Annotated in this window: 15 protein-coding genes, 3 tRNA genes and 1 other RNA gene; 13 read left to right on the top strand and 6 right to left on the bottom strand. The window is 40.8% G+C overall.

All coding sequences use genetic code 11. The features are described 5' to 3' along the window. From arcA to trmB, 4 genes are all read right to left on the bottom strand, one after another. Window positions 1-717, bottom strand: a complete 717-nt coding sequence (gene arcA / locus AN390_RS12260) for a two-component system response regulator ArcA (RefSeq protein ID WP_004587530.1) — start codon at window positions 715-717, stop codon at window positions 1-3. A 490-nt stretch (window positions 718-1207) separates the two neighbouring features. Next, a complete protein-coding gene (locus AN390_RS12255; protein WP_054983844.1) occupies window positions 1208-2812 on the bottom strand; it encodes a HAMP domain-containing sensor histidine kinase in 1605 nt (534 codons plus the stop codon). 154 nt (window positions 2813-2966) lie between these two features. After that, window positions 2967-3992: a methyltransferase gene (locus tag AN390_RS12250; protein ID WP_055254805.1), complete on the bottom strand. Its 1026-nt coding sequence runs from the start codon at window positions 3990-3992 to the stop codon at window positions 2967-2969. A gap of 44 nt (window positions 3993-4036) precedes the next feature. After that, window positions 4037-4762, bottom strand: coding sequence for a tRNA (guanosine(46)-N7)-methyltransferase TrmB (trmB, locus tag AN390_RS12245; protein ID WP_024031613.1), 726 nt, complete (start codon window positions 4760-4762; stop codon window positions 4037-4039). A 161-nt stretch (window positions 4763-4923) separates the two neighbouring features. Between trmB and mutY the strand changes: the two genes are divergently transcribed. Both mutY and AN390_RS12235 read left to right on the top strand, forming a co-directional pair. After that, window positions 4924-5985, top strand: coding sequence for an A/G-specific adenine glycosylase (gene mutY, locus AN390_RS12240; RefSeq protein ID WP_055254803.1), 1062 nt, complete (start codon window positions 4924-4926; stop codon window positions 5983-5985). Between the two features lie 33 nt (window positions 5986-6018). Further along, window positions 6019-6291, top strand: a complete 273-nt coding sequence (locus AN390_RS12235) for an oxidative damage protection protein (RefSeq protein ID WP_004587535.1) — start codon at window positions 6019-6021, stop codon at window positions 6289-6291. Between the two features lie 51 nt (window positions 6292-6342). Here the strand turns inward: AN390_RS12235 and AN390_RS12230 are convergent, their stop codons facing one another. After that, on the bottom strand, window positions 6343-9117 hold the full coding sequence (locus AN390_RS12230; protein WP_055254801.1) for a hybrid sensor histidine kinase/response regulator: 2775 nt from the start codon (window positions 9115-9117) through the stop codon (window positions 6343-6345). A 338-nt stretch (window positions 9118-9455) separates the two neighbouring features. Between AN390_RS12230 and AN390_RS12225 the strand changes: the two genes are divergently transcribed. From AN390_RS12225 to AN390_RS12195, 7 genes are all read left to right on the top strand, one after another. Then, a tRNA-Phe gene (locus AN390_RS12225) sits at window positions 9456-9531 on the top strand. Between the two features lie 57 nt (window positions 9532-9588). Then, window positions 9589-9664 (top strand) — tRNA-Thr (locus tag AN390_RS12220). Between the two features lie 46 nt (window positions 9665-9710). After that, a tRNA-Phe gene (locus tag AN390_RS12215) sits at window positions 9711-9786 on the top strand. 409 nt (window positions 9787-10195) lie between these two features. Beyond that, entirely contained in the window at window positions 10196-10828 is a 633-nt protein-coding gene (locus AN390_RS12210) for a putative quinol monooxygenase (RefSeq protein ID WP_055254966.1), read from the top strand. A 222-nt stretch (window positions 10829-11050) separates the two neighbouring features. Next, window positions 11051-12466 (top strand): TolC family protein, encoded by a 1416-nt coding sequence (locus AN390_RS12205; RefSeq protein WP_055254799.1) that lies wholly within the window; start codon window positions 11051-11053, stop codon window positions 12464-12466. Beyond that, complete coding sequence (locus AN390_RS12200) at window positions 12456-13772, top strand: efflux RND transporter periplasmic adaptor subunit (RefSeq protein ID WP_055254798.1); 1317 nt, start codon at window positions 12456-12458, stop codon at window positions 13770-13772. The genes AN390_RS12205 and AN390_RS12200 overlap by 11 nt, the downstream gene beginning before the upstream one ends. Continuing rightward, a complete protein-coding gene (locus AN390_RS12195) occupies window positions 13769-16852 on the top strand; it encodes an efflux RND transporter permease subunit (RefSeq protein ID WP_055254796.1) in 3084 nt (1027 codons plus the stop codon). Before AN390_RS12200 ends, AN390_RS12195 begins: the two co-directional genes overlap by 4 nt. Before the next feature lie 140 nt (window positions 16853-16992). Here the strand turns inward: AN390_RS12195 and ssrS are convergent. Beyond that, window positions 16993-17176: non-coding RNA, 6S RNA (ssrS, locus tag AN390_RS19655), on the bottom strand. 193 nt (window positions 17177-17369) lie between these two features. Here ssrS and AN390_RS12185 point away from each other — a divergent pair. From AN390_RS12185 to AN390_RS12170, 4 genes are read left to right on the top strand one after another with little or no spacing between them, the layout of a single operon-like run. Further along, entirely contained in the window at window positions 17370-17924 is a 555-nt protein-coding gene (locus AN390_RS12185) for a UPF0149 family protein (protein WP_004589599.1), read from the top strand. Window positions 17925-17949: 25 nt separating this feature from the next. Further along, window positions 17950-19272 (top strand): Xaa-Pro aminopeptidase, encoded by a 1323-nt coding sequence (pepP, locus tag AN390_RS12180; RefSeq protein ID WP_055254794.1) that lies wholly within the window; start codon window positions 17950-17952, stop codon window positions 19270-19272. A gap of 15 nt (window positions 19273-19287) precedes the next feature. After that, the gene (gene ubiH, locus AN390_RS12175; RefSeq protein ID WP_055254792.1) at window positions 19288-20475 is read left to right on the top strand and encodes a 2-octaprenyl-6-methoxyphenyl hydroxylase; all 1188 of its coding nucleotides are present in this window, start codon (window positions 19288-19290) and stop codon (window positions 20473-20475) included. Continuing rightward, complete coding sequence (locus tag AN390_RS12170; protein ID WP_055254790.1) at window positions 20472-21638, top strand: FAD-dependent monooxygenase; 1167 nt, start codon at window positions 20472-20474, stop codon at window positions 21636-21638. The genes ubiH and AN390_RS12170 overlap by 4 nt, the downstream gene beginning before the upstream one ends. Window positions 21639-21776 lie beyond the last annotated feature (138 nt).

Below are 21776 nucleotides of genomic sequence, written 5' to 3'. Positions count from 1 at the left end.
TTAAGCGTCGATTTTACCAATAAAGCGGTAACCTTCACCATGGATGGTGCTGATTAGCTCAGAAGTAGAATTATCACTTTCGAAGTGCTTACGAATACGACGAATCGTTACATCTACTGTACGGTCATTAGCGCGAAGCTCACGGCCAGTCATATGCTTAATAAGTTGCTCACGGCTAAAAATACGCCCTGGAGAATCAAGCATTAAACGCAACGCTCTGTATTCACCTTTAGGTAAACGCTTAGCATCACCATTTGGTGACGTTAAACAACGGCTGTTTTCGTCAAGTTCCCAACCATTAAATGTAATTACACCGTTGGTTTCTAGCACTGACTCTTCGCCGCCTAGCGCTGTACGGGTAATTAAGTTGCGAGCGCGTATAGTCAATTCACGAGGGTTAAAAGGTTTAGTGATGTAATCATCAGCACCAATTTCTAAACCTAAAATACGGTCTACATCGTTATCACGGCCGGTTAAAAAGATTAAACCGACTTTACGTTTTTGGCGTAATTCACGTGCTAAAATTAGCCCGTTTTTACCCGGTAGGTTGATGTCCATAACTACAAGATTGACGTCATCATTATTTGTAAGCTTGTCATGCATATCATCGCCATCAATGGCTTCAATAACTTTGTAACCTTCAGCTTCAAATAAACTCACGAGGTTTAGTCGAGTTACGTCTTCATCCTCTACGATTAGAATGACTGGCGTTTGCATTATTAATTAACCTTTTTGGAATATTTTATTTACAAAAAATCGAATCTTAACTAAATAATTCGATTACTAGAGATTATAGGATTATACCCAAATGTTAACAAGAAAAAACAAGTTGGATAAAAATAAAACAGTAGGGGTGTTCCAAACTAACCAAAAGGCATTGTGCAAAAACTACTGTTTAATGATATATAACGGATGCAGCTTTTTGAATTATGAAAACGAAGCCATTTCCTTTAATAATTGATACATCCACCAATCGCTTAAAGGTACTAAAAATAATCGCGCAAATTCAAAACGGAATTATATCATTTTATAACCTTTCATCAATGTATGTGATACTGCAAAAGCAATAAAGTTCAGAAATTGTATCGCTTAATTATTAGATCAAGTTAAATAATTAAACATGAAATATCACATGCTCTCTCTATAAGGTCATTAAATGGTAATTCAAGTAAAAAGCGTAAATAAATACTCTTTTTTTAAACACTTTTTATGGAATTGTAATAACAAAGCGTACGCCGGGTTTTGCATCTAGGTCATAAAGTATATGCCCACCCAGCGCTTGGGTTACCAAGTTGTACACTAAGTGCATGCCTAAACCACTTGCCCCTTGGCCCCGCTTAGAGGTTACAAATGGGTCAAATATCCTATTTTTGACATTTTTATCAACGCCTTGGCCGTTATCTGTGTAGATTATTTTTATTTGTGGGCCCGTTATTTCTATATCAAACTTAATTTCGTTATTTTCGCTATTGCTAAAACCATGAATGGCAGAGTTTAAAATAAGCTGTTGGAATATTTGTTGTAGTGGCTCAGATTTACTCTCAATGGTTAAATCACTCGGACAATTGATCACAACGTTAGGCTTTGACTTTATTAACTCTGATTGAATCGACATTAACACATCAGATATTAACCTATGGATGTTTACATGGGTTTTAATCCCATCATCTTGAATTACAGCTACCTTTTTAAAGTTAGAGATAAGGTCGGCCGCACGATTTAGGTTTCTATAAATTAAATCAAGGTTTTCGATACCTTCGTCAATAAAGCGTTTTAATTGGTTAGAAGTAAGAGACTTATTATCAAAACTAAGCTGAATATCGGCAAGTTTATCGCGCAGCAAGGTTGAGCCAGTAATACCTAGGCCAATTGGGGTGTTAACCTCATGGGCTACGCCGGCTACCATTTGCCCTAATGAGGCCATTTTTTCGTTTTCTACTATTTGTTCTTGGTATTGGTGCATTCGCTCAAGAGTAGAAAGCAGTTCTTGGTTTGCTTCACGCAGGGCTATTGTTCTTTGGCTTACCTTTTCTTCTAAGCTTTGGTTGAGTTGTTTAATCTCTAGTTTGTCTTTTTCATGACGTTCTATTTGCTTACGGGTGCGAGTAAGCATGATATTTAAACTGTTTGATAAGGCTGTAACCTCTTTTACGCTGGTGCTGGGTGCGCGTACGTCATAGTTATGATTTTTTGATACGTCTTGTAGCAATACACTTAAGTGTTCAATAGGGTTAGCGATACTTTTTTGTGTTTTTATCGCTATAAAGTACACAAAAAACAAAATAAACAGGGTGAGGAAAATATCTATAATAATTTTTTGTTTTATAAATTCATCTAGGCTTTCTAAACTACCACGCATGTAAACGTAACCCACCACCTGCTCGTTATTAAGCACAGGTGTTATTAGCTCAATGTAGTTGTTGGTCACTCTTGGCTCGTTAAGCTCTTTAATGCTGTCTACGCGCAGCGGAACAGGTGGGGTTTTTTTAGCATTAAAGCTAATAAAAAATACAGGTTTACTCGATGTTTTCTCTATTGCGTAAATATGAATGTTTTTAACAAGGGGGATTTTATCAAACGACTTTAGGCGTTTTTCTTCTGTTTTTCTGTCGTCTTTTACCAATGAATCTGCGGCATCAAAAGCAACAATATCGGAAAGGATCACGAGCTTGTTTATGATCAGTTCCTTTTGTTCTTTTACACTCATATAAGTGGAAATTGAAACCGATAAAGTTAAACAAATAGCAGTGATAAGCATGATGGTGTTGATCAGCGCTTTTCGAATACTTTTTTGATGTACTTTTTTTGGCATTATTGCTGCATCGCCTAAGCATGAATATTTATATTTAGAACTTTAGTTTAGCAAAAACCATAGAAAGTGAAGGGAAATAGTGAAATTAATTCTGATATTTATTCGAAAGTTAGGCTAAGTATTAATTACACTTAGCCTAACTAAGTATAATTAGTTAGCTACTGTAAACGGCAAATTTGTTATTTTTGTAAACAGTGTGGAAGCTACCAAACTGCGCCTCTAAAATTGGCGGGTATTTTAAAAAGCTATTAGCCACTATGCTTAGCTTTCCTACCTTGGTTAAGTGCTGCTTAGCATTTGATAAAAATGCTTCTGCAATTGTGTAGTCGGTCGCTATGCCAGTATGAAAAGGCGGGTTACTAACTATTAAATCAAACTTGCCGCTAATACTTTTTAAGCCATCACTTAAAATAGTGCCGCCTTTAATATTATTAAGCTTTAATGTTTGCTCAGTAGCATAAGTTGCAAGTGCGCTCACATCGCTGCAAGTAAAAGTCAGTGCTGGGTTTTTAATACCTAAAAAAGTGGCTATTAAGCCCGCGCCACAGCCAAAATCCAGTACATTACCTTGTTTAGTGGTAGGGGCATTTTCTAGCAACATTTTTGTGCCAGCATCTAAAGCGCCGTGGTTAAATACACCCGGAACACTGATAGCATCAAACTCTACTCCTGCTACATTTACTCTAAACGTTTTATGGTAGCGGCTAATCTCAAAGGTTGGGTTGTTCTCTAGTTGCTCAAATGAGAGCAAAATACAATGTTTAGCAGAGTCAATTTTATTACTGTACTGCGCTTTGCCCGCGAGCTGTTTTTCTATCGATTTAACGCCACTTTTATTTTCGCCTACCACAAGTAGCTGTGCTTTTTCGTTAATAACGGCGCGAATATTATCAAGTGCCATTAATACTTCAGGCTTTGATTTTGGGTAGTAAAGAATGACTAAATCGTAATCGTTGGCGGCCATTTCATGGTTAACACACACGTTTATGCCATTTATTTTTTTAGCAAATTCCCCATTAGCATGGTTATAACTAAATGCGGTGATGGCACTTTGAGGATTTAGCTGCTTTAGCTCTGCTAAAAAGCCATCTTGAACAAAGTTGACCACCAAGATAGATTTTCCCACTAGTTCTTCGCTATTACGAAGCAACAGTAAACTTGGGTTGGTTAATACGCTCATAAATGGCTTTGCCTTACAAATTATTGATTAGTAAATTAGTGTAATTATTTTGTGCGCTCAAACATTAAGTCCCATACGCCGTGACCTAAACGGTGGCCGCGCTGTTCAAACTTAGTTAGTGGGCGCGAATCAGGGCGAGGTACGTAGTCGTTGGTAGATGACTGATTTTTATAGCCTGGCGCTGCTTGCATAACTTCTAGCATGTGCTCGGCGTAGTTTTCCCAGTCAGTAGCCATATGAAAAACACCGCCAATTTTTAATTTTGTACGCAGTTTTTCAGCAAATTCTGTTTGCACTATACGGCGTTTATGATGACGCTTTTTATGCCATGGATCAGGGAAGAATAATTGCAGCGTTGTTAAGCTTTCATCTGCAAGGCAGTCAGCGAGCACTTCTACCGCATCGTGTTCAAATACACGTAAATTAGTAACACCGGCTTCATCTGCATCCATTAAACATGCGCCAACGCCTGGGCGATGTACTTCAATACCAATAAAGTTTAGGTGCGGAGCATTTTTTGCCATTTCAACTAATGACTTGCCCATACCAAAACCAATTTCTAATACTACATCATTGTTATTGCCAAATACTTGAGCTAAGTCGAGTAGGCCGTTTTTATGCTCAAGCCCCATAGTTGGCCAGCATTTTTCAATTGCGGCAGCTTGGCCTTTAGTTAAGCGGCCTTCGCGTTTTACAAAACTGCGAATTGTGCGGATATACTTACCTTCTTGCTTAGCTTGCTCAAGGTTGTTGTTACTTGATTCACTCATATTATTGGCCTGACAAAAACAATGTGTTTAAAAATGGTTGCGTATTATCCCTGACCACGCAGCTAATCACAAGTATTAGCGTGTTATAGCGCCTTCATAGCTTGATCTTTTTATTAACTGCAATAGACTGAGCCGCTATTGAGCATGAGTAAAAGTAGTATATGTTGGATTTAAATAAACAGCAGTCAGACAAATTTGCTAACCAAGTGGTTCAGTGGTATCACCTTCATGGGCGTAAAACATTGCCTTGGCAACTAGGTAAAACACCTTATAAAGTGTGGGTGTCAGAAGTAATGTTACAGCAAACGCAAGTTGTTACGGTTATTCCATACTTTGAAAAGTTTATGGCAAGCTTCCCAGATATCATTGCTTTAGCAAATGCAGATGAAGATTTAGTGCTGCATCATTGGACTGGCTTAGGTTACTACGCACGGGCACGTAACTTACATAAAACGGCCAAAATAGTGCGAGATAAATACCAAGGTAAATTTCCAACTACACTTGAAGAAGTCATGGATTTACCCGGAATAGGGCGCTCTACCGCAGGTGCGGTATTATCGCTGTCGCTTGGCCAGCACCACCCTATTTTAGATGGTAATGTTAAGCGAGTGCTTGCCCGTTATTTTATGGTTGAAGGGTGGTATGGGGTAAAAAAAGTAGAAAACCAACTTTGGCATTTGTCTACCCAGTTAACCCCTAAAAACAATGTGACTGAGTTTAACCAAGCCATGATGGACTTGGGCGCCAGCCTTTGCTCTCGCAGTCGCTTTGATTGCCAAGCGTGCCCACTTAATAGCGATTGCGGTGCGTTTAATGCCGGTAAGGTTAAAGAGTTTCCTCATTCTAAACCTAAAAAAGTGGTTCCTAAAAAGAGTTGTCATCAGTTAATAATTCAACATAACGAGAAAGTTTTAATGGAAAAACGCCTAAGTAGCGGTATTTGGGGCGGTCTGTTTGGCTTTTTTGAGTTTAACGAATACAGCGAAATGGTGTTATTTTTAAATCAGCAAGGCTTAAAAACCGAGCTGGAAGAGCTAACGCCTTTTACTCATGTGTTTTCGCATTTTGAGCTGACAATAAATCCACATGTGCTTAATATTAATAACGTACCGGATGTAGTAAACGATAAACAACTTGTGTGGTACCCACTCGATCAATCTATAGAGGTGGGTTTAGCCGCACCGACTAAAAAGTTGGTTAAACAAATGAGCCCAATAGGTTAAACTATTAGCATTTAGCGCTTAAGAGAGTCAATTATGGCACGTACAGTATTTTGTCAAAAGTTACAAAAAGAAGCCGAAGGGCTTGGATTTCAGTTATACCCTGGTGAACTAGGCGAGAAAATTTTTAATAATATTTCTAAAGAAGCATGGGGCCAGTGGCAGCATAAGCAAACTATGCTAATTAACGAAAAGCATTTAAATATGATGGACCCAGAGCACCGTACGTTTTTAGAAGAGCAAATGGTTGGCTTTTTGTTTGAAGACAAAGACGTAGAAATTGAAGGTTATCGACCTCCTGAAAAGTAATTTTTAGGCATAAAAAAAAGGGCTATATAGCCCTTTTTTTATAGCTATATTTTATAGCGTTTCTTCATCAGTATTCGCTGAGCGCACTTGTTCTTTTAAAAACTGCGCAGCTTTAGAGTATTCAATTTCAAGGGTATCTCTTTGCGCTATTAGCTCATCAGTATCAAGCTCAGTATTTCGACACTTCTCTTCAAACTCTTCTGCACATTGCGCAACGGCCTCTGCACCAATAGTTTTAGAGATAGCCTTGAGCTGATGACAAGCACTGCTTATCTCGTCTCTGTCATTAACCATAACGCCGGAATTAATACTTTTAATTAGGCTTTGGCTTTGCTCTAAAAACATTTTGAAAAAGCGTAATTGTTTGGCTTCGTCGCCGTTTACATAAGTCGATACCGCGTCCATATTAATAGGCATGGCAGGTTTTTGATGAATAACAACAGTTTGGTCTTTATTATGCTTATCATACCAACGCTTTAAGGTATCTTCTAAGGCATTAAGCTCTATAGGCTTAGTAATAAAGTCATTAATACCTACCGCCAGGCAACGCTCTTTTTCACCTTTGAGCGCATTGGCAGTAACCGCAATAATATAGGGCTGAGCGTCTATAGAGTCTAACAACTCGGCTTCATCACGAATTTTTTCAACCATATCGTAACCTGACATTTTTGGCATATGTAAGTCGGTTAATATGAGCGAGTAATTGTTTTGACGCCACATATCTAAACCTTCTTCACCGTTATTTGCCACTTCAACGCCATAGCCAAGTATATGCAGTTGGTCGGTTAAAACTTGCTGGTTTAGTAGGTTATCTTCTACTAATAAAATGAGTTTATTTGCATCGCGTGCTTGTTCAACATTTAAATAATTGTTGAGTGTTTTTGTTTTTTTAATTTGTTTAGGTTGATGCAAGCCTGCAGCTACCAATATCGACATCATAAAGTTAGATTTACACAGCGGTGAGGCATTAATATAAAATACATTTTTATGGTTTATAGCGGCTTCATCAAGCTTACTTAATACCACTACTTGTTGATTATTATCTTCAAGTGAGTAAATAAGACGACGCAGTAAAGAGTTAACTTTTTCCATATCATCTATGCCATCGACAACCCAGATAATGTCGTGCTGCTCTTGTTGAGCTTCTATTTCTTGCTGGTTGTGCACGTAGGTAATTTTAGCGCCCATAAATGATAAATAGCGGTACATTGCTTTTTCGCGCTCTAAATGATTACTCACTACCACTACATGTTTGCCATTGAGCGCATTTTTATGTGCGTACTTAATTTTTCCCGAGGTACCAAATGGAAGCTCAACGGTAAATTCGCTACCAATGCCTGCATGGCTAGTTACATTAATCGTCCCGAGCATAAGCTCGGTTAAACTTTTACAAATAGAAAGTCCTAAACCAGTGCCGCCGTATTCACGGGTAATTGAGTTTTCGGCTTGCACAAACGGGTTAAATATTTCTCGCAGTTGCGCTTGGGTCATGCCCTTGCCATTATCGGTTACGCAAAAACGCAGCGTAAAATGATCTGCCGTATTATGGGCCACTTCTACTGATATTTTTACGTGCCCTTGGCGTTTATCATCAGTACTGGTGAACTTAATTGCATTACTACAAAGGTTATACAGTACTTGGCGAACCCGTATTGTATCGCCAGTTAAATTAGTTGGAATATCTGGCGCAATAGAAAGCTCTAAATCTAATTTGCGCTTTTTAGCAACAGATGAAAGCACGCGAGCCACTTCTTCAATCGTATCAGTAACTGAAAAAGGCGTAGGGTCAATATTTAGCTTACCCGCTTCAATTTTAGAGAAGTCTAAAATATCATCCAAAATACTTAATAGTGAAAACGCTGACTCACGGATAATAGTACTTAAACGATGCTGCGCGCCATCAAGCTCTGTTTGTCTTAATAAATCTATAGTGCCAATAACGCCGTTCATAGGCGTGCGAATTTCATGGCTCATAGTGGCTAAAAAGGTCGTTTTAGTTTCGCTAGCGCGTTGTGCTTTTAATGTCGCTTGCTCTAATGCAATTGTTCTTTGTTGTACTTCGCTCTCAAGGCCAGTTTGTAATTTTTGAAGCTCTTTTTGCGCAGCCTCTTTTTCAGACATTACTGAGTTAACTTTATCTAGCAGCAAGTTTATGTTTTTAGCCACGCCAGATAAGCCTAAGTCTAGTTTTTCACTTACTTTACTGTCGTAATTGCCATTTTCGGTAATCGCTTGAAGTTCTTCATTTAATAAATGGCTACTTTTACGCAAGCGAGTATTTATGTAGGTATTAAATAGTAGGGCTAATGCAAATAAGGCAAACACGCTTACAATTGCAATAATATAGGCTATTACTTGCGAGTCTTGCTGCGTTAAAGGCGGTGCTGGTAACTGCTGTTTTATTATTAGCTCACCAATAGGCTGGTCGTTCAAAAGCAATATATGGTGCAATACACCTTGCTCAGTTAAATGCTCATTTACTTTTTTAGACTCGATAGCGGGTTTAGTGCTGCTATATACAAGTTGGGTTTCTGAGGTGGCATTAAAGCGATAGAGCGTATATTCAAACTCATCATCTAATACTGAAGTAAGCTCAAGTAGCTGGCGAACCTTGCCTTGCCCATACATAGTAAGTGCATCTACCATTGGTAAATCAAGTTGCTGTGCTAGCTGCGTAATACTTACTTTTTGTTTGGCTGCTGGTGCAGGTTGTGTGTTTTGCGAATAAAACGCAAAGGCAACAATAGCAAGCGCTGTTACTGCAATATTAATTATTAAAAAAAGCGGCAGTAAGCCTTTCACCGGCGAAGAGAATTTACTCTGCATTGATTGTTCCCATTGGTATTTGTTTGTACGATAAGCCCTTATCGTATTTTCACAGTAATCGTATCATTTACGTAAAATAATTCACTACGTTTTTAGTCTGGTTTAATTGATTAAATTAAGGTTTTTTGTGAGTTTTTGTTGGATAAATAAACATTAGTCTATAAAAACTCGCTTTGTTGTGTGAAAACCGTTCAAACAGTTATAAAGAGTAAAAAAAAAGTTGACTTGTAAGGGCAAAACTCGTTTAATACGCCGCACGCCCAGATGGCTCAGTCGATAGCGCTGAGTGGGAATTGCATTAAAAATCATTTATGATTTTTAATTAGCACTGTTAAAGTGCCTCGATAGCTCAGTTGGTAGAGCAGAGGATTGAAAATCCTCGTGTCCCTGGTTCGATTCCGGGTCGAGGCACCATTTATTTTAAGTTCTCAATCTTTAAAATTGAACGTGCCTTAGCACACAGTTTAGTGTGCCGACTTAGCTCAGCTGGTAGAGCAACTGACTTGTAATCAGTAGGTCAACCGTTCGACTCGGTTAGTCGGCACCATTTATTTAAATTAAATGTTTTAAACATTTAATTGCACTGTTTAAGTGCCTCGATAGCTCAGTTGGTAGAGCAGAGGATTGAAAATCCTCGTGTCCCTGGTTCGATTCCGGGTCGAGGCACCATTTATATTAAAGCCCTGCATACACATGCAGGGCTTTTTTTTGCTTAAAATTTATTATGGACAAAACAGTCCATATTAATTGGGTATATCCTCTCTTTTTCTCCCTTGTTTGCATGCGCATAATTACCTCATCAAAAGGTTAGGTGCTGTTATTACTCACTCCATTTACTCACTCAATATGATTGATTTAAGTAATAGAGTGCAGGGTACCTTTAGCCTTAATAATGCCAATCCGCAGTAATACTTAATCATTTTTCGGGGCTAAACGTGTCGCTACCGGCGTTAAAAATTCTTATTTATAACAACTAAATAGCGAATTTTTTGCCTAGCTACCAACATGATTTTCGAGCCTCAAAATAGATCACTTGATTAAGCGTATTGGTATAAGTAATTTAAAGCTGGAGCTAATTATGATCACGCAAATTGTTAAGTTTGAAATTAAAGACGAGCACATCGCACAATTTAAAGCGCTACTAGAAGAAGACAAGCAAGGCGCTAAAGCCGAAACAGGTCTTATAGAGATGCGTTTATATCAGGATAAAAACGAGCCAGGCGTCTTTTTTGCTTATGAGCGTTTTGAAGATCAAAATGCAGTTGATTACCATGGCGCACAGGATTACACACAAACGTTATTAAATGCGTTGCCTGAAATCAGCCAATCGGCGCCACAGGTCATGTTATTAGAAAATACAGTGCCAGCTCCGCTGCATGAGCGTAATACAAAAGTTGTTAACCCTGAAGATGATATATGTATTGTGTTTTTTATTTTTAAGATTAAGCCAAGTTTTAAAAATAAAGTCATTGAGCGTTTCGCAACTCATGTAACGCAAACGCGCAGCCAGGAGCCTGGTAACTTAGTGTTTGATTTATATAGTATTGAAAATAACGACGATACATTAGTTGTTTATGAACATTGGCGCAGTGAATCTGCGTTGTGGGATATTCACTTTAAACAGCCGTACGCAGTAAAAACAAGCGAATTATTAGCGCAAGCAGTTGTTGGCGATATGCAGCAATATATGAGCTTCGTTAAAGAAATTTAAAGGCTTGTGTTTAACAACATTACTTATCCCATTTAGCAAATAGTGTATTACACGCTATTTGCTTTTTTGTATAAATACCCTCCAAATTCCCTGCCGGTTTTTATAATAACTGACTATTATGTTAATTCATCGCAACGTATGTAATGTTATGTAAAGTAAGTTGAGCAAAATTTGCCAAAGTGCTTGAATTACATTCATAAATGGCAGTAATTTAGGTTAACTATGATTTGGCAAACTAAGCCAACTTTATTGGCTCTTAGCTTGGTATTGTTGAGCGGCTGTGCGGGTACGCTAAACCCTCAGCAGCGCGAGCAAGCACCCAGCGACATTGCAGCGACATGGCAACATGGTTTAGCACAAAATGCACTTGCAGTAGATCAGCAATGGCTGCAAACGTTAGAAAACCCTTACATTGAAAACCTTGTAAATAAAGCACTTAATAATAATCAGGCTTTGCTGCAAAGTGCCTACGATGTACAAATACAAAAGCAGCAATTAATAATTTCAGGCTCTGCGCTTTGGCCCGATCTTGATTTATCTGCGCAAACTAGGCGCAGTAAAGACAATAGACCTGTAAGTTATGATAATGCCAGCTCTGTCACTTTAGAGCTAGGCTATGAAGTAGATGTGTGGGGTAAGTTATCTGATGCTAAACGCCAAGCCAACCTAAACTACTTAACGCAACAAGCTAGTTTTGAGCAAGCTAAGCAGCAATTGGTGGCCGATGTTGTCACCGGCTGGTTTGATTTAGTAACCGCCCAGCAGTTACTCGATTTATATAAACGCCGAGAAGAAAACGCACAGCAAAACTTAGATATTATTGAATCGGGCTACCGCCAAGGTATTAATGAAGCACTCGATGTATATTTAGCCCGTAATGAGCTTAATAACGAGCGTACGCGTATTGCTAATCAACAAGCCACGCTTGTAAGCGCGTCGCGTTCTTTAGAGCGCTTATTAGGCGGCTACCCCAAAGGCGATATATCAGCAGAGGTTGAACTGCCTGTTTTTCTTTCGCCAATTAATACCGGTATTCCCTCTGAGCTAATTACACGCAAGCCTCAATTGCGCGCAAGCTGGTACCAGTTATTAGCAAGCGATGCAGGCCTAGCCTATGCACATAAACAGCGTTTCCCTAGTTTAAACTTATCAGCAAGCGTGAGTGATAGCACCGATAGAGTGAGCGATTTATTCTCGCCATCAAGCTTAGCGTGGTCTTTATTAGGCAGTATTTCTGCGCCAATATTTAATGGTGGCCAGCTAAAAGCAAATGAAGAAGTAGCACGCTTAAATGCACAAAAACAAGAACAAGCATATTTAGATACCTTGTACGATGCATTCAGCGATGTTGAAAACGCAATTACTCAGCAGCAATCCTTGCAAGCCAGTTATAAAAGCACGCTAGAGGCGCAAGAAAACGCCCTTGCAGCAGAGCAACTGTCGTTTGAGCAGTACCAAAGCGGCTTAGTAACTTACACTACAGTGCTTGATGCCCAGTCGCGCTCTTTTGATGCGCAAAGCTCACTCATTGAAACAAAAAACCAGCTAATTGCTAACCGAATAAACCTATACGTTGCCCTTGGCGGCGATTTTAACGCCCCAACAAGCGAACCTAAGAGCAATAACGATGAAAACTAAATCAGCAAAACTTTTAATCCCAGCCGTAGTGATGGTGGCCACCATTTTAATTGTTATGTTTATTAAGGGTAATCCACCTGAAGCAAAACGTTTTGGCTCACCTCCTAAAGCCACGGTGAGCGTATCGGTAAAAAAGATTGAGCCACAAGATTACTTAATTTTTATCGATAGCTATGGCACGGTAAAGCCGCGTACTCAAAGTTTGTTAGTTGCTCAAGCATCTGGGCAAATTAATAAAGTAAGTGATGATTTTAGAGAGGGTGGTTTTTTTGAAAAAGGCGATGTACTGCTACAGCTAGACGATAGAGATCATCAAGCTGAGGTCAAATCGGCGCAGGCAGCATTACTTACTGCAGAGCAAAGTTTGTTAGAAGAAAAAGCCCGCGGCCAACAAGCAATTACTGATTGGAAGCGTTTAGGCGGCTCATCGCAAGCGAGCAGCTTAGTACTTCGCGAGCCCCAACTAGCGGCTGCACAAGCACAAGTACTTTCAGCACAAGCCGCACTTGAAAAAGCACAGCTTGATTTAGAGCGTACCCAAATTACAGCGCCTTACGCTGGGCGTGTGCTTAGTCGTAATGTAGACCTTGGCCAAGTGGTAAGCGAAAACACAGAACTTGCAACTATTTATGCCATAGACAGCGTTGAAGTGCGCTTACCAATTAAAAATAAAGACCTTTCGTATATTAGTTTGCCAGAGCAATACAGAGATGGCAGTAAAAACCAAGCCGGCTCACTCGTTAAGTTTAAATCTGACTTAGTGGGCGAGCAAACATGGCAAGGGCAAATAATACGCACTGAAGGCGCTATCGATGAAGGCGCACAGCAATTGTATATTGTTGCGCAGATAAATGACCCTTACAAAGCCACGGCTAATAACCAATACCCAATTAAAATTGGGCAATACATTACTGCGCAAATTAGCGGTAAAACAGTGCCTGATGCGTTAATAATCCCTAATAGTACTATTTACCAAGGCAGCTACGTGTATGTGGTTGAAAAGGGGCTGTTAAAGCGTAAAAACATTACACTTGCATGGCAAAATGCTACACAAGCTATGGTAAAAACAGGCCTTAATGCAGGCGATAAGTTAGTAATTACACCGCTTGGGCAAGTAAGTTCAGGCACAGCAGTAAGCATTTTAGGCGAAACCGATACGCAAAATATGCGAGCAAAAGGCCCAGATGGCGCAGGTAAAGGTAAGCGTCCATCGCGTGAGCAGCTAGAAAAAAAAGCGCAAGAAATGGGAATTAGTGTTGAAGAGCTAATACAAAAACGCCGCGCTGCACAAGGAGATAAGCCATGATTGCTTGGTTTACAAAAAACCATGTAGCAGCCAATTTATTGCTTATTACGTTAGTGCTATCGGGTTTATTTAGTTTATCGAGTCAAATACCGCTTGAGGTGTTTCCATCGTTTGAAACAGATCGCATAAGTGTAAGCGTTACTTTGCGCGGCTCAACCCCTGAGGATGTAGAGCAAGGGGTTACCATTCGAATAGAAGAAGCCGTTCAAGATTTAGAAGGTATAGAGCAAATATCTAGCCGCTCATCAGAGGGCTCTGCGTCGGTAACCATAGAAGTAGAAAGTGGCTACGACCCACGCGAATTATTAGCCGATATAAAAAGCCGTGTAGATGCTATAAACACTTTTCCGGCCGATGCTGAAAAGCCCATTGTGGCGCTTGCCGAGCGAAAACGCGAAGTAATAGCTGTTACCGTAGCGAGCGATTACGGTGAAAAAGAAACCTTAGAATACGCCGAGAAAGTACGCGACGATATTTTACGCCTTCCTAATGTTACGCAGGTTGAGCTAAGTGGTGTACGCGATTACGAGCTCGCCATAGAAGTAAGCCAAGATACACTACGCCAATACAACTTAACCCTTGCGCAAATATCTACCGCTGTGGCTAAGTCGAGCTCTGATATTTCGGCTGGTAATTTAAAAACAGAAGGGGGCGATGTACTTATAAGCTCAAAAGGGCAAGCTTACCGAAAAGATGAATTTGCAAACATTGTAGTTAAAAATCAAAGCGACGGTACAGTAATACGCTTAGGTGATATAGCAAACATTAATGATGACTTTGAAGAGACCCCAGTACGTACACGCTTTAATGGTAAACAAGCCGCCTTTATAGATGTATACCGCATAGGGCCGCAAAGTGCGATAGATGTCGCAGATGATGTAAAAAACTACATAGAGTCCAAGCAAAGCTCGTTACCACAAGGTTTTGAATTAAGTTACTGGGATGACGACTCTCAAGTTGTAAAAAGCCGTATTGCTACGCTAACCAGCAGTGCCCTACAAGGGGGCATTTTAGTACTGGCTTTACTAACCCTATTTTTACGCCCAGCCATCGCATTTTGGGTGTTTATTGGTATTCCGGTTTCGTTTATGGGCGCATTTATTGCGATGCCTATTTTTGGTGTAACCCTTAATATTATGAGCTTATTTGGCTTTATTTTAGTACTGGGTATTGTGGTGGATGACGCCATAGTAACGGGGGAGAACGTTTATACTCATTTAAAAACCGCAGAGTCGGGCGAACAAGCTGCCATTTTAGGCACGCAAGAAGTTGCAACACCAGTTACCTTTGGGGTACTAACAACCGTAGCGGCCTTTTTACCTTTAGCGTTTATTGAAGGCGCACGGGGTGCCTTATTTGCACAAATTCCGGTGGTGGTTATTCCGGTATTACTGTTCTCGTTAATTGAGTCTAAGTTTGTGCTGCCAGCTCATTTAAAGTACATAAAACTACGTAATCAAAAAACAAAATCATCAAAGCTTGAAGTACTTCAGCAGCGTTTTGCAGACGGATTTGAAAGCGCTATTTTAAAATACTATCAGCCTATTTTAGCTAAAGCATTGCGCAATAAATTAGCGACGGTGAGTTTGTTTGTTGGCGTGTTTTTTATAATTTTAACTTTAATAACCAGTGGTTGGACTAAGTTTGTATTTTTTCCGCGTATCCCAAGCGAAACCGTACGAGTAACATTAACCTTGCCAACAGGCACGCCGTTTGAAGTTACCAATAAGTATGTAATGGATATGTCGCAAAAAGCGCAGTTATTGCAAGACAAATACCGCGATGAAGATACCGGCGAAAGCGTTATATTAAATATTTTAGCCTCAACCGGTGGCCGTGGTGGCGTGTCTAACTCAGGCAGTGTGCGCTTTGAAATAACCCCTGCAGAGAGCCGCGACTCAGACATTGGCTCACGTGAGCTGGTAAGTGAGTGGCGCGATTTAATAGGGATTATTCCTGGCGCCGAAAGCGTAACCTTTAGGGCTGAAATAGGACGCAGCTCAGACCCTATAGATGTTCAGCTAAGTGGTACATCGCTCGATACGTTACAAAAAATTGCCGAAAGTGTTAAAGCACGCTTAAGTACTTACCCAACCGTATTTGATATTGCTGATAGCATGTCTGATGGTAAAGAAGAGTTGCAAATAGAGCTTACCGAGCAAGGCTTTGCCTTGGGCTTAAATCGAGTTGATGTAGCAAACCAAGTACGTAACTCGTTTTTTGGCTCGCAGGTGCAGCGTATTCAACGCGGTCGTGACGATGTACGCGTTATGGTACGCCTACCTATTGAAGAGCGCCGCTCTGTAGCCGACTTACAAAATATACTTATTACTACGCCTACGGGCGGCTCGGTGCCACTTTCGCATGTAGCCACATTAATTGCAGGGCAAAGCCCATCTACGATTAACCGAATAGACCGCTACCGCACACTTAACGTGACCGCCGACATAGAAAAAAGCAATACCAACATGACCGCGCTGCAAGCCGACCTAACTGAGTATTTAGATGAATTAATGCAGCAATACCCAGGTGTTGATTACAAGCTAGAAGGTGAAGCTAAAGAGCAAAGAGAGTCGTTTGGCTCGCTTGCTTGGGCATTGTTATTTGTATTTTTTATTATTTACTCACTATTAGCGATACCGCTTAAATCGTACATGCAGCCAATTATTGTAATGAGCGTAATACCGTTTGGCATGATAGGCGCTGTAATAGGGCACTGGGTTATGGGGATGGAGTTAACCATTATGAGCTTACTTGGTATGTTGGCACTTATTGGTGTGGTGGTTAACGATTCACTTGTGTTGGTCGACTTTATTAATAAAAAACGCAGTGAAGGCGGCAAAATTATTGATGCGGTTAAACTTGCAGGGGCTGCACGTTTTCGCCCAGTAATGCTCACAAGTTTAACCACCTTTATTGGTTTAATGCCGCTACTATTTGAAAAGGCGACACAAGCACAGTTTTTAATTCCAATGGCAGTAAGCCTTGGCTTTGGTATTGTGTTTGCTACGTTTATTACGCTTATATTAGTGCCAGTAAACTATATGCTGATGGAGCGTTTTCAAAGCTGGTTTAGATAAATAACGAAATGTGTTCTAGGACTAAGCTGTGGTTGATTAATATCAATTGCAGCTTTTTTTGCTAAAAATTTATAAAGGTAATAAAGGGTATTTAAAAACAGGGGAGTAGCAAAAAATGCAAAAACAGAAAAATAAGAAAAGTGTTCCCCAAGCGTGCGGTGTCCGGCGTCAGTCCTGAAACCAGAAGGTTTCAGGGCGGAAAGCTGCGGTCTACCGTAGGCTTCTCGGTACATGCCGAGCTTGCACAATAGTAGACGAACAGAAATCCTGGTATAAAATTTATCGGCTCAGGGACTTAACCAAACTCCGGCACCCCAGGGAACAAGTTCAGTATATAAGACATAATCCATTCCTTAAACCCCAAACGTAAAAAATTGAACCGTTCGAGCAGTTTTTGCCCGCTGGTAACTCGCTATTTACTTATCATGCTACTTTTTGAGCAGGATCATACAATTAATTGGAGTTGCTTTTTATCGAGTGGTAGCATTGCCTTAACTAGCAAAGCGAAGATATAAACATGAGCGACTTACCAGATTACCAAAAAGCCCAGCTGCTTTTAGAAAAAAACGAAATTTTTGTCTCACCGGCAGAAGCGCACGGCGTAATTAGCGGATTACTAGCCTGTGGTTTAAGTATTGATGACAAAGAATACTTAGGCTTATTAAGCGATGTATTTAATGATGGCCAAGCGTTTAGCAACGACCTAAAGCAGTTTTTTGGCACCATTTATAAGCAAGTGGTAGCAAGTTTTAACGATGAAGCTTTTGCGTTCGATTTATTTTTACCAAGCGATGATGAAACACTCATCGATCAAGCCAATGGCCTCGTATCATGGGTTGCAGGGTTTATGCTTGGATTTGGTTTAAAGCAAAAAGATTACGGTAAGTTATCGGCAGATGTAAAAGAAGTTATTAGCGATTTTAGCGAAATTACACGCTTAGATACCATGTTTGACGAAACCGAAGAAGACAGCCAAGCCCTGCATGAAGTGATTGAATATGTACGTGTATCGGCATTGCTTTGTTTTGCCGAGCTTGGCAAAGAAAAAGCACCTAAAAAAACACTACATTAATCTAAATAAAACGGGTTGTTAAAGCATGGTTGAAATACAAAAGTCAGAATTTAAAGCACGCCGTGAGCGTTTACTTGCGAAAATGGATGCAAATAGTGTGGCCATTATTCCTGCGGCCAGTGAAGTAACGCGTAGCCGCGATACGGAATATGCATTTAGACAAGACAGCGACTTTTTTTACTTAACCGGCTTTAACGAACCCGATGCCGTTTTAGTGCTGTGTAATAACAGCGATACGCCAAGTACGTTATTTTGTCTTGATAAAGATAAACTGGCCGAAATTTGGCACGGACGCAGAATTGGCTTCGAAAAAGCTAAAAATGAGTACTTATTCGACGAAACTTACGCATTAAGTGAGCTAACTGAACAATTAGTAGATTTGGTTAACGGTCAGCAGATTTTATTTTATGCACAAGGCGCTTACCCAAGTTTTGATACCAAAGTATTTACCTTGTTAAACACACTTCGCAGCGCGCCTAAAAAAGGCTATCAGGCACCGAGCACTATAAAAGATGTGCGTGGTCTTATTCACGAAATGCGCTTGTTTAAATCGCCAAGCGAAGTAAACATTATGCGTGAAGGCTGCGAAATAAGTGCCCGTGGGCATATGCGCGCAATGCGTTATTCGCACCCTGGTGCTACAGAGTTTCAGCTAGAGGCAGAGCTGCATCATCATTATGCAATGAACGGAGCCCCGCACCCAGCGTACGGCACCATTGTTGGTAGTGGCGATAACGCTAATATTTTGCACTACACGCAAAATAGCGATGTGCTAAAAGATGGCGACCTAGTATTAATTGACTCAGGGTGTGAGTTACAAGGTTACGCTGCCGATATCACGCGTACTTTTCCGGTTAATGGCAAGTTTAGCGAACCTCAAGCCGCGCTTTATAACATTGTACTTAAAGCGCAAGAAGTGGCTTTTGAAGAAGTTAAACCCGGCGGGTTTATGTCGCATGCCAATAAACGTGCAATGGAAGTAATGACTCAAGGATTACTTGATTTAGGTATTTTAACCGGCGACTTTGATGAGCTAATGGCAAAAGGTGCCTGTAAAGAATATTACATGCACGGTCTTGGCCACTGGTTAGGCCTTGATGTTCACGATGTAGGCGATTACAAACAAAACAACGTTGAGCGCGCATTTGAGCCAGGCATGGTGTTAACCATAGAGCCTGGGCTTTATATTAGTGAAGATTCAAATGCACCGCAGCAATATAAAGGCATTGGTATTCGTATCGAAGATAATTTACTTATTACTGAGTCAGGGCATGAAAACCTCACCCTGAGTGTGCCTAAAACCATAAACGATATAGAAGCACTTATGCAAAGTGCAAAAAGCGCATAAGCTTGGAGAAATAAAGTGGCTAAGCAGTTTGATGTCGTTGTTATTGGGGGCGGGCTTGCAGGGGCAAGTTGTGCGCTAAGCATTGCTAAAACAAACCCTTCACTCGCTATTGCGGTAGTAGAAGCAAACCAAGTAACAGGCGATTACCACCCAAGTTTTGACGACAGAAGTATTGCCCTTGCACAGCAGTCGGTTGAGTATTTACAGCAGTTAAATTTATTTGAGCCAAGTGCGCCATATACAGCAGCAATAAAAAAAGTAAGCGTGTCGGATCGTGGTCACTTTGGTAAAGCGCATATTAGTTGCGACGAGTTTGCTAAACCGTCATTAGGCTACGTGGTTGAGGTAAACCCGTTTGGCCGCGCACTGTATCAGCGTTTAACGCAAGCGAGTATTGCACTTTATTGCCCCGATAGCGTAAGCGCTATTAAGCAAAGCCTAAACAGTAATGAGGTTACTTTACAAAGCGGCGAGCAACTTAATACTAAGCTACTGGTTATTGCCGATGGTGCGCAATCTCCAACCCGTAACTTACTGGGTTTAGGCTTTAATACTCAGCCCTATGAGCAAGGCGCTATTATAGCCAATGTTGAAGTAGCAGGCGGGCATAACAACCATGCGTATGAGCGCTTTACCGAGCACGGCCCGATGGCACTTTTACCAATGAGCAATAGCCGTTATTCGTTAGTGTGGTGCATAAAGCAACAGCACGTTGAGCAGCATACAGCCTTAAACGAAAATGATTTTTTAAACGCGCTGCAAAGTGCATTTGGTTATCGGGCAGGGCAATTTACAAAAGTGGGCACACGCACAAGCTACCCGCTAGTATATGGCCAAGCTGAATCATTAACAGCGCATCGTACGGTAGTCATTGGTAACGCTGCTCATGCTATTCACCCCATTGCAGGGCAGGGCTTTAATTTAGGCCTGCGTGATGTACAAGTACTTAGTAATTTAATTGCAACAAGTAAAAACGAGTTAGGCAGTTATGCGTTTACCCGTGAGTATTCACTAAAGCGTAGCAGCGATATAAATACCGTAATGAGTTTAACCGATGCACTGGTTAGGCTTTTTTCAAACTCGTCACGGGTATTAGCGCTTGGGCGCAGCATTGGGCTTTTCTCAATGGATTTATTTCCCGCATTAAAAGCACCATTGGCCAAGCAGCTAATGGGGCAAGTTAAACAAGGTACACGTTTATGAAGCAAGCACAGGTTTGTATAGTGGGTGGTGGCTGCGTAGGCTTAACCCTCGCGTTAGGACTCGCTAAAGCCAATGTAAGTGTTGTGGTGCTAGACGCCGCGCCAAAGCAATTACCGCTAAGTGATGAATACGCCTTGCGGGTAAGTGCGCTGAGTATTGCAAGCCAAAACCTGTTTGAGCAATTAAACGTGTGGCCACACATAATGGCAGAGCGAGCGTGTGCATATACGCATATGGACGTACGCGATGCCGACAGCTTTGGTAAAATAACCTTTAATAACGAGCAACTTGAGCTTGAACACTTAGGACATATAGTTGAAAACGATATTATTCGTTTTGCACTTATAAAAGAGCTAGAGCAACAACCAAGTGCCACACTGATGTTTGATACTGAGTATCAACAAATACACCAAAGTGAGTCCGACGTATTTATAACCCTTAAAAGCGGCGAGCCTATTATTGCTAAGCTGCTGGTGGCGGCCGATGGCGCAAATTCGGCTATTCGTAAACAATTTAATATGGCGCTAAGCTTTAAAGATTACGACCATCATGCATTGGTTGCTACGGTTAAAACCAAAGAGCCACACGCAAACACCGCACGCCAAGTGTTTTTACCAACTGGACCACTGGCTTTTTTACCACTTAGCGATGCAAATACCCACTCTATTGTGTGGTCTACCAGCCCTAATCATTGCGATGAATTGCTAGCAATGGACGACACTACTTTTAATAAAGCTGTAATGGCAGCCATAGATGGCCAATGCGGGCTGTGTGAAGTGCAAAGTAAACGCGCAGCATTTCCACTTAAAATGCGCTACGCCCAGCAATGGGTAAGCGGCAAAGTGGTATTAATGGGCGATGCAGCACACACCATTCACCCACTTGCAGGGCTTGGTATGAACCTAGGCCTAAAAGACGCCGCGTATTTAATTGAACTACTGACAAGTGATAGTAAAGAGTTTGCGAGTACCCGTACACTTCGCGATTACGAGCGCACCCGCAAGCTCGATGCGCAAAAGCATATAGCCATGATGCAAGGGCTTAAAGAGTTATTTGAAGGTGCCAACCCGGTTAAAAAGCTGATACGTGGAGTCGGGCTGTCACTCGTTGATAACCTAGGCCTAATAAAACACCTATTCGCCAAAGAAGCGATAGGCAAATAACGTAGGTTGGGAAGAGCGAAGCGAAACCCAACAGATAAAGTAAAGTGGTTAGTTTTTAGCTATCAGCTATCAGTAAAGAAAAACCGATGTTTAGTTTAAACATCGGTTTTTTGTTTTTAAGTGGCTTTAAACAGATTA

The organism is Pseudoalteromonas sp. P1-11, from assembly GCF_001399995.1.
In the GTDB taxonomy this organism is placed as follows: Bacteria; Pseudomonadota; Gammaproteobacteria; order Enterobacterales; family Alteromonadaceae; genus Pseudoalteromonas; species Pseudoalteromonas atlantica.
The sequence above is the reverse complement of the archived record's forward strand: the minus strand, read 5'-3'. Positions and strand labels throughout refer to the sequence as shown.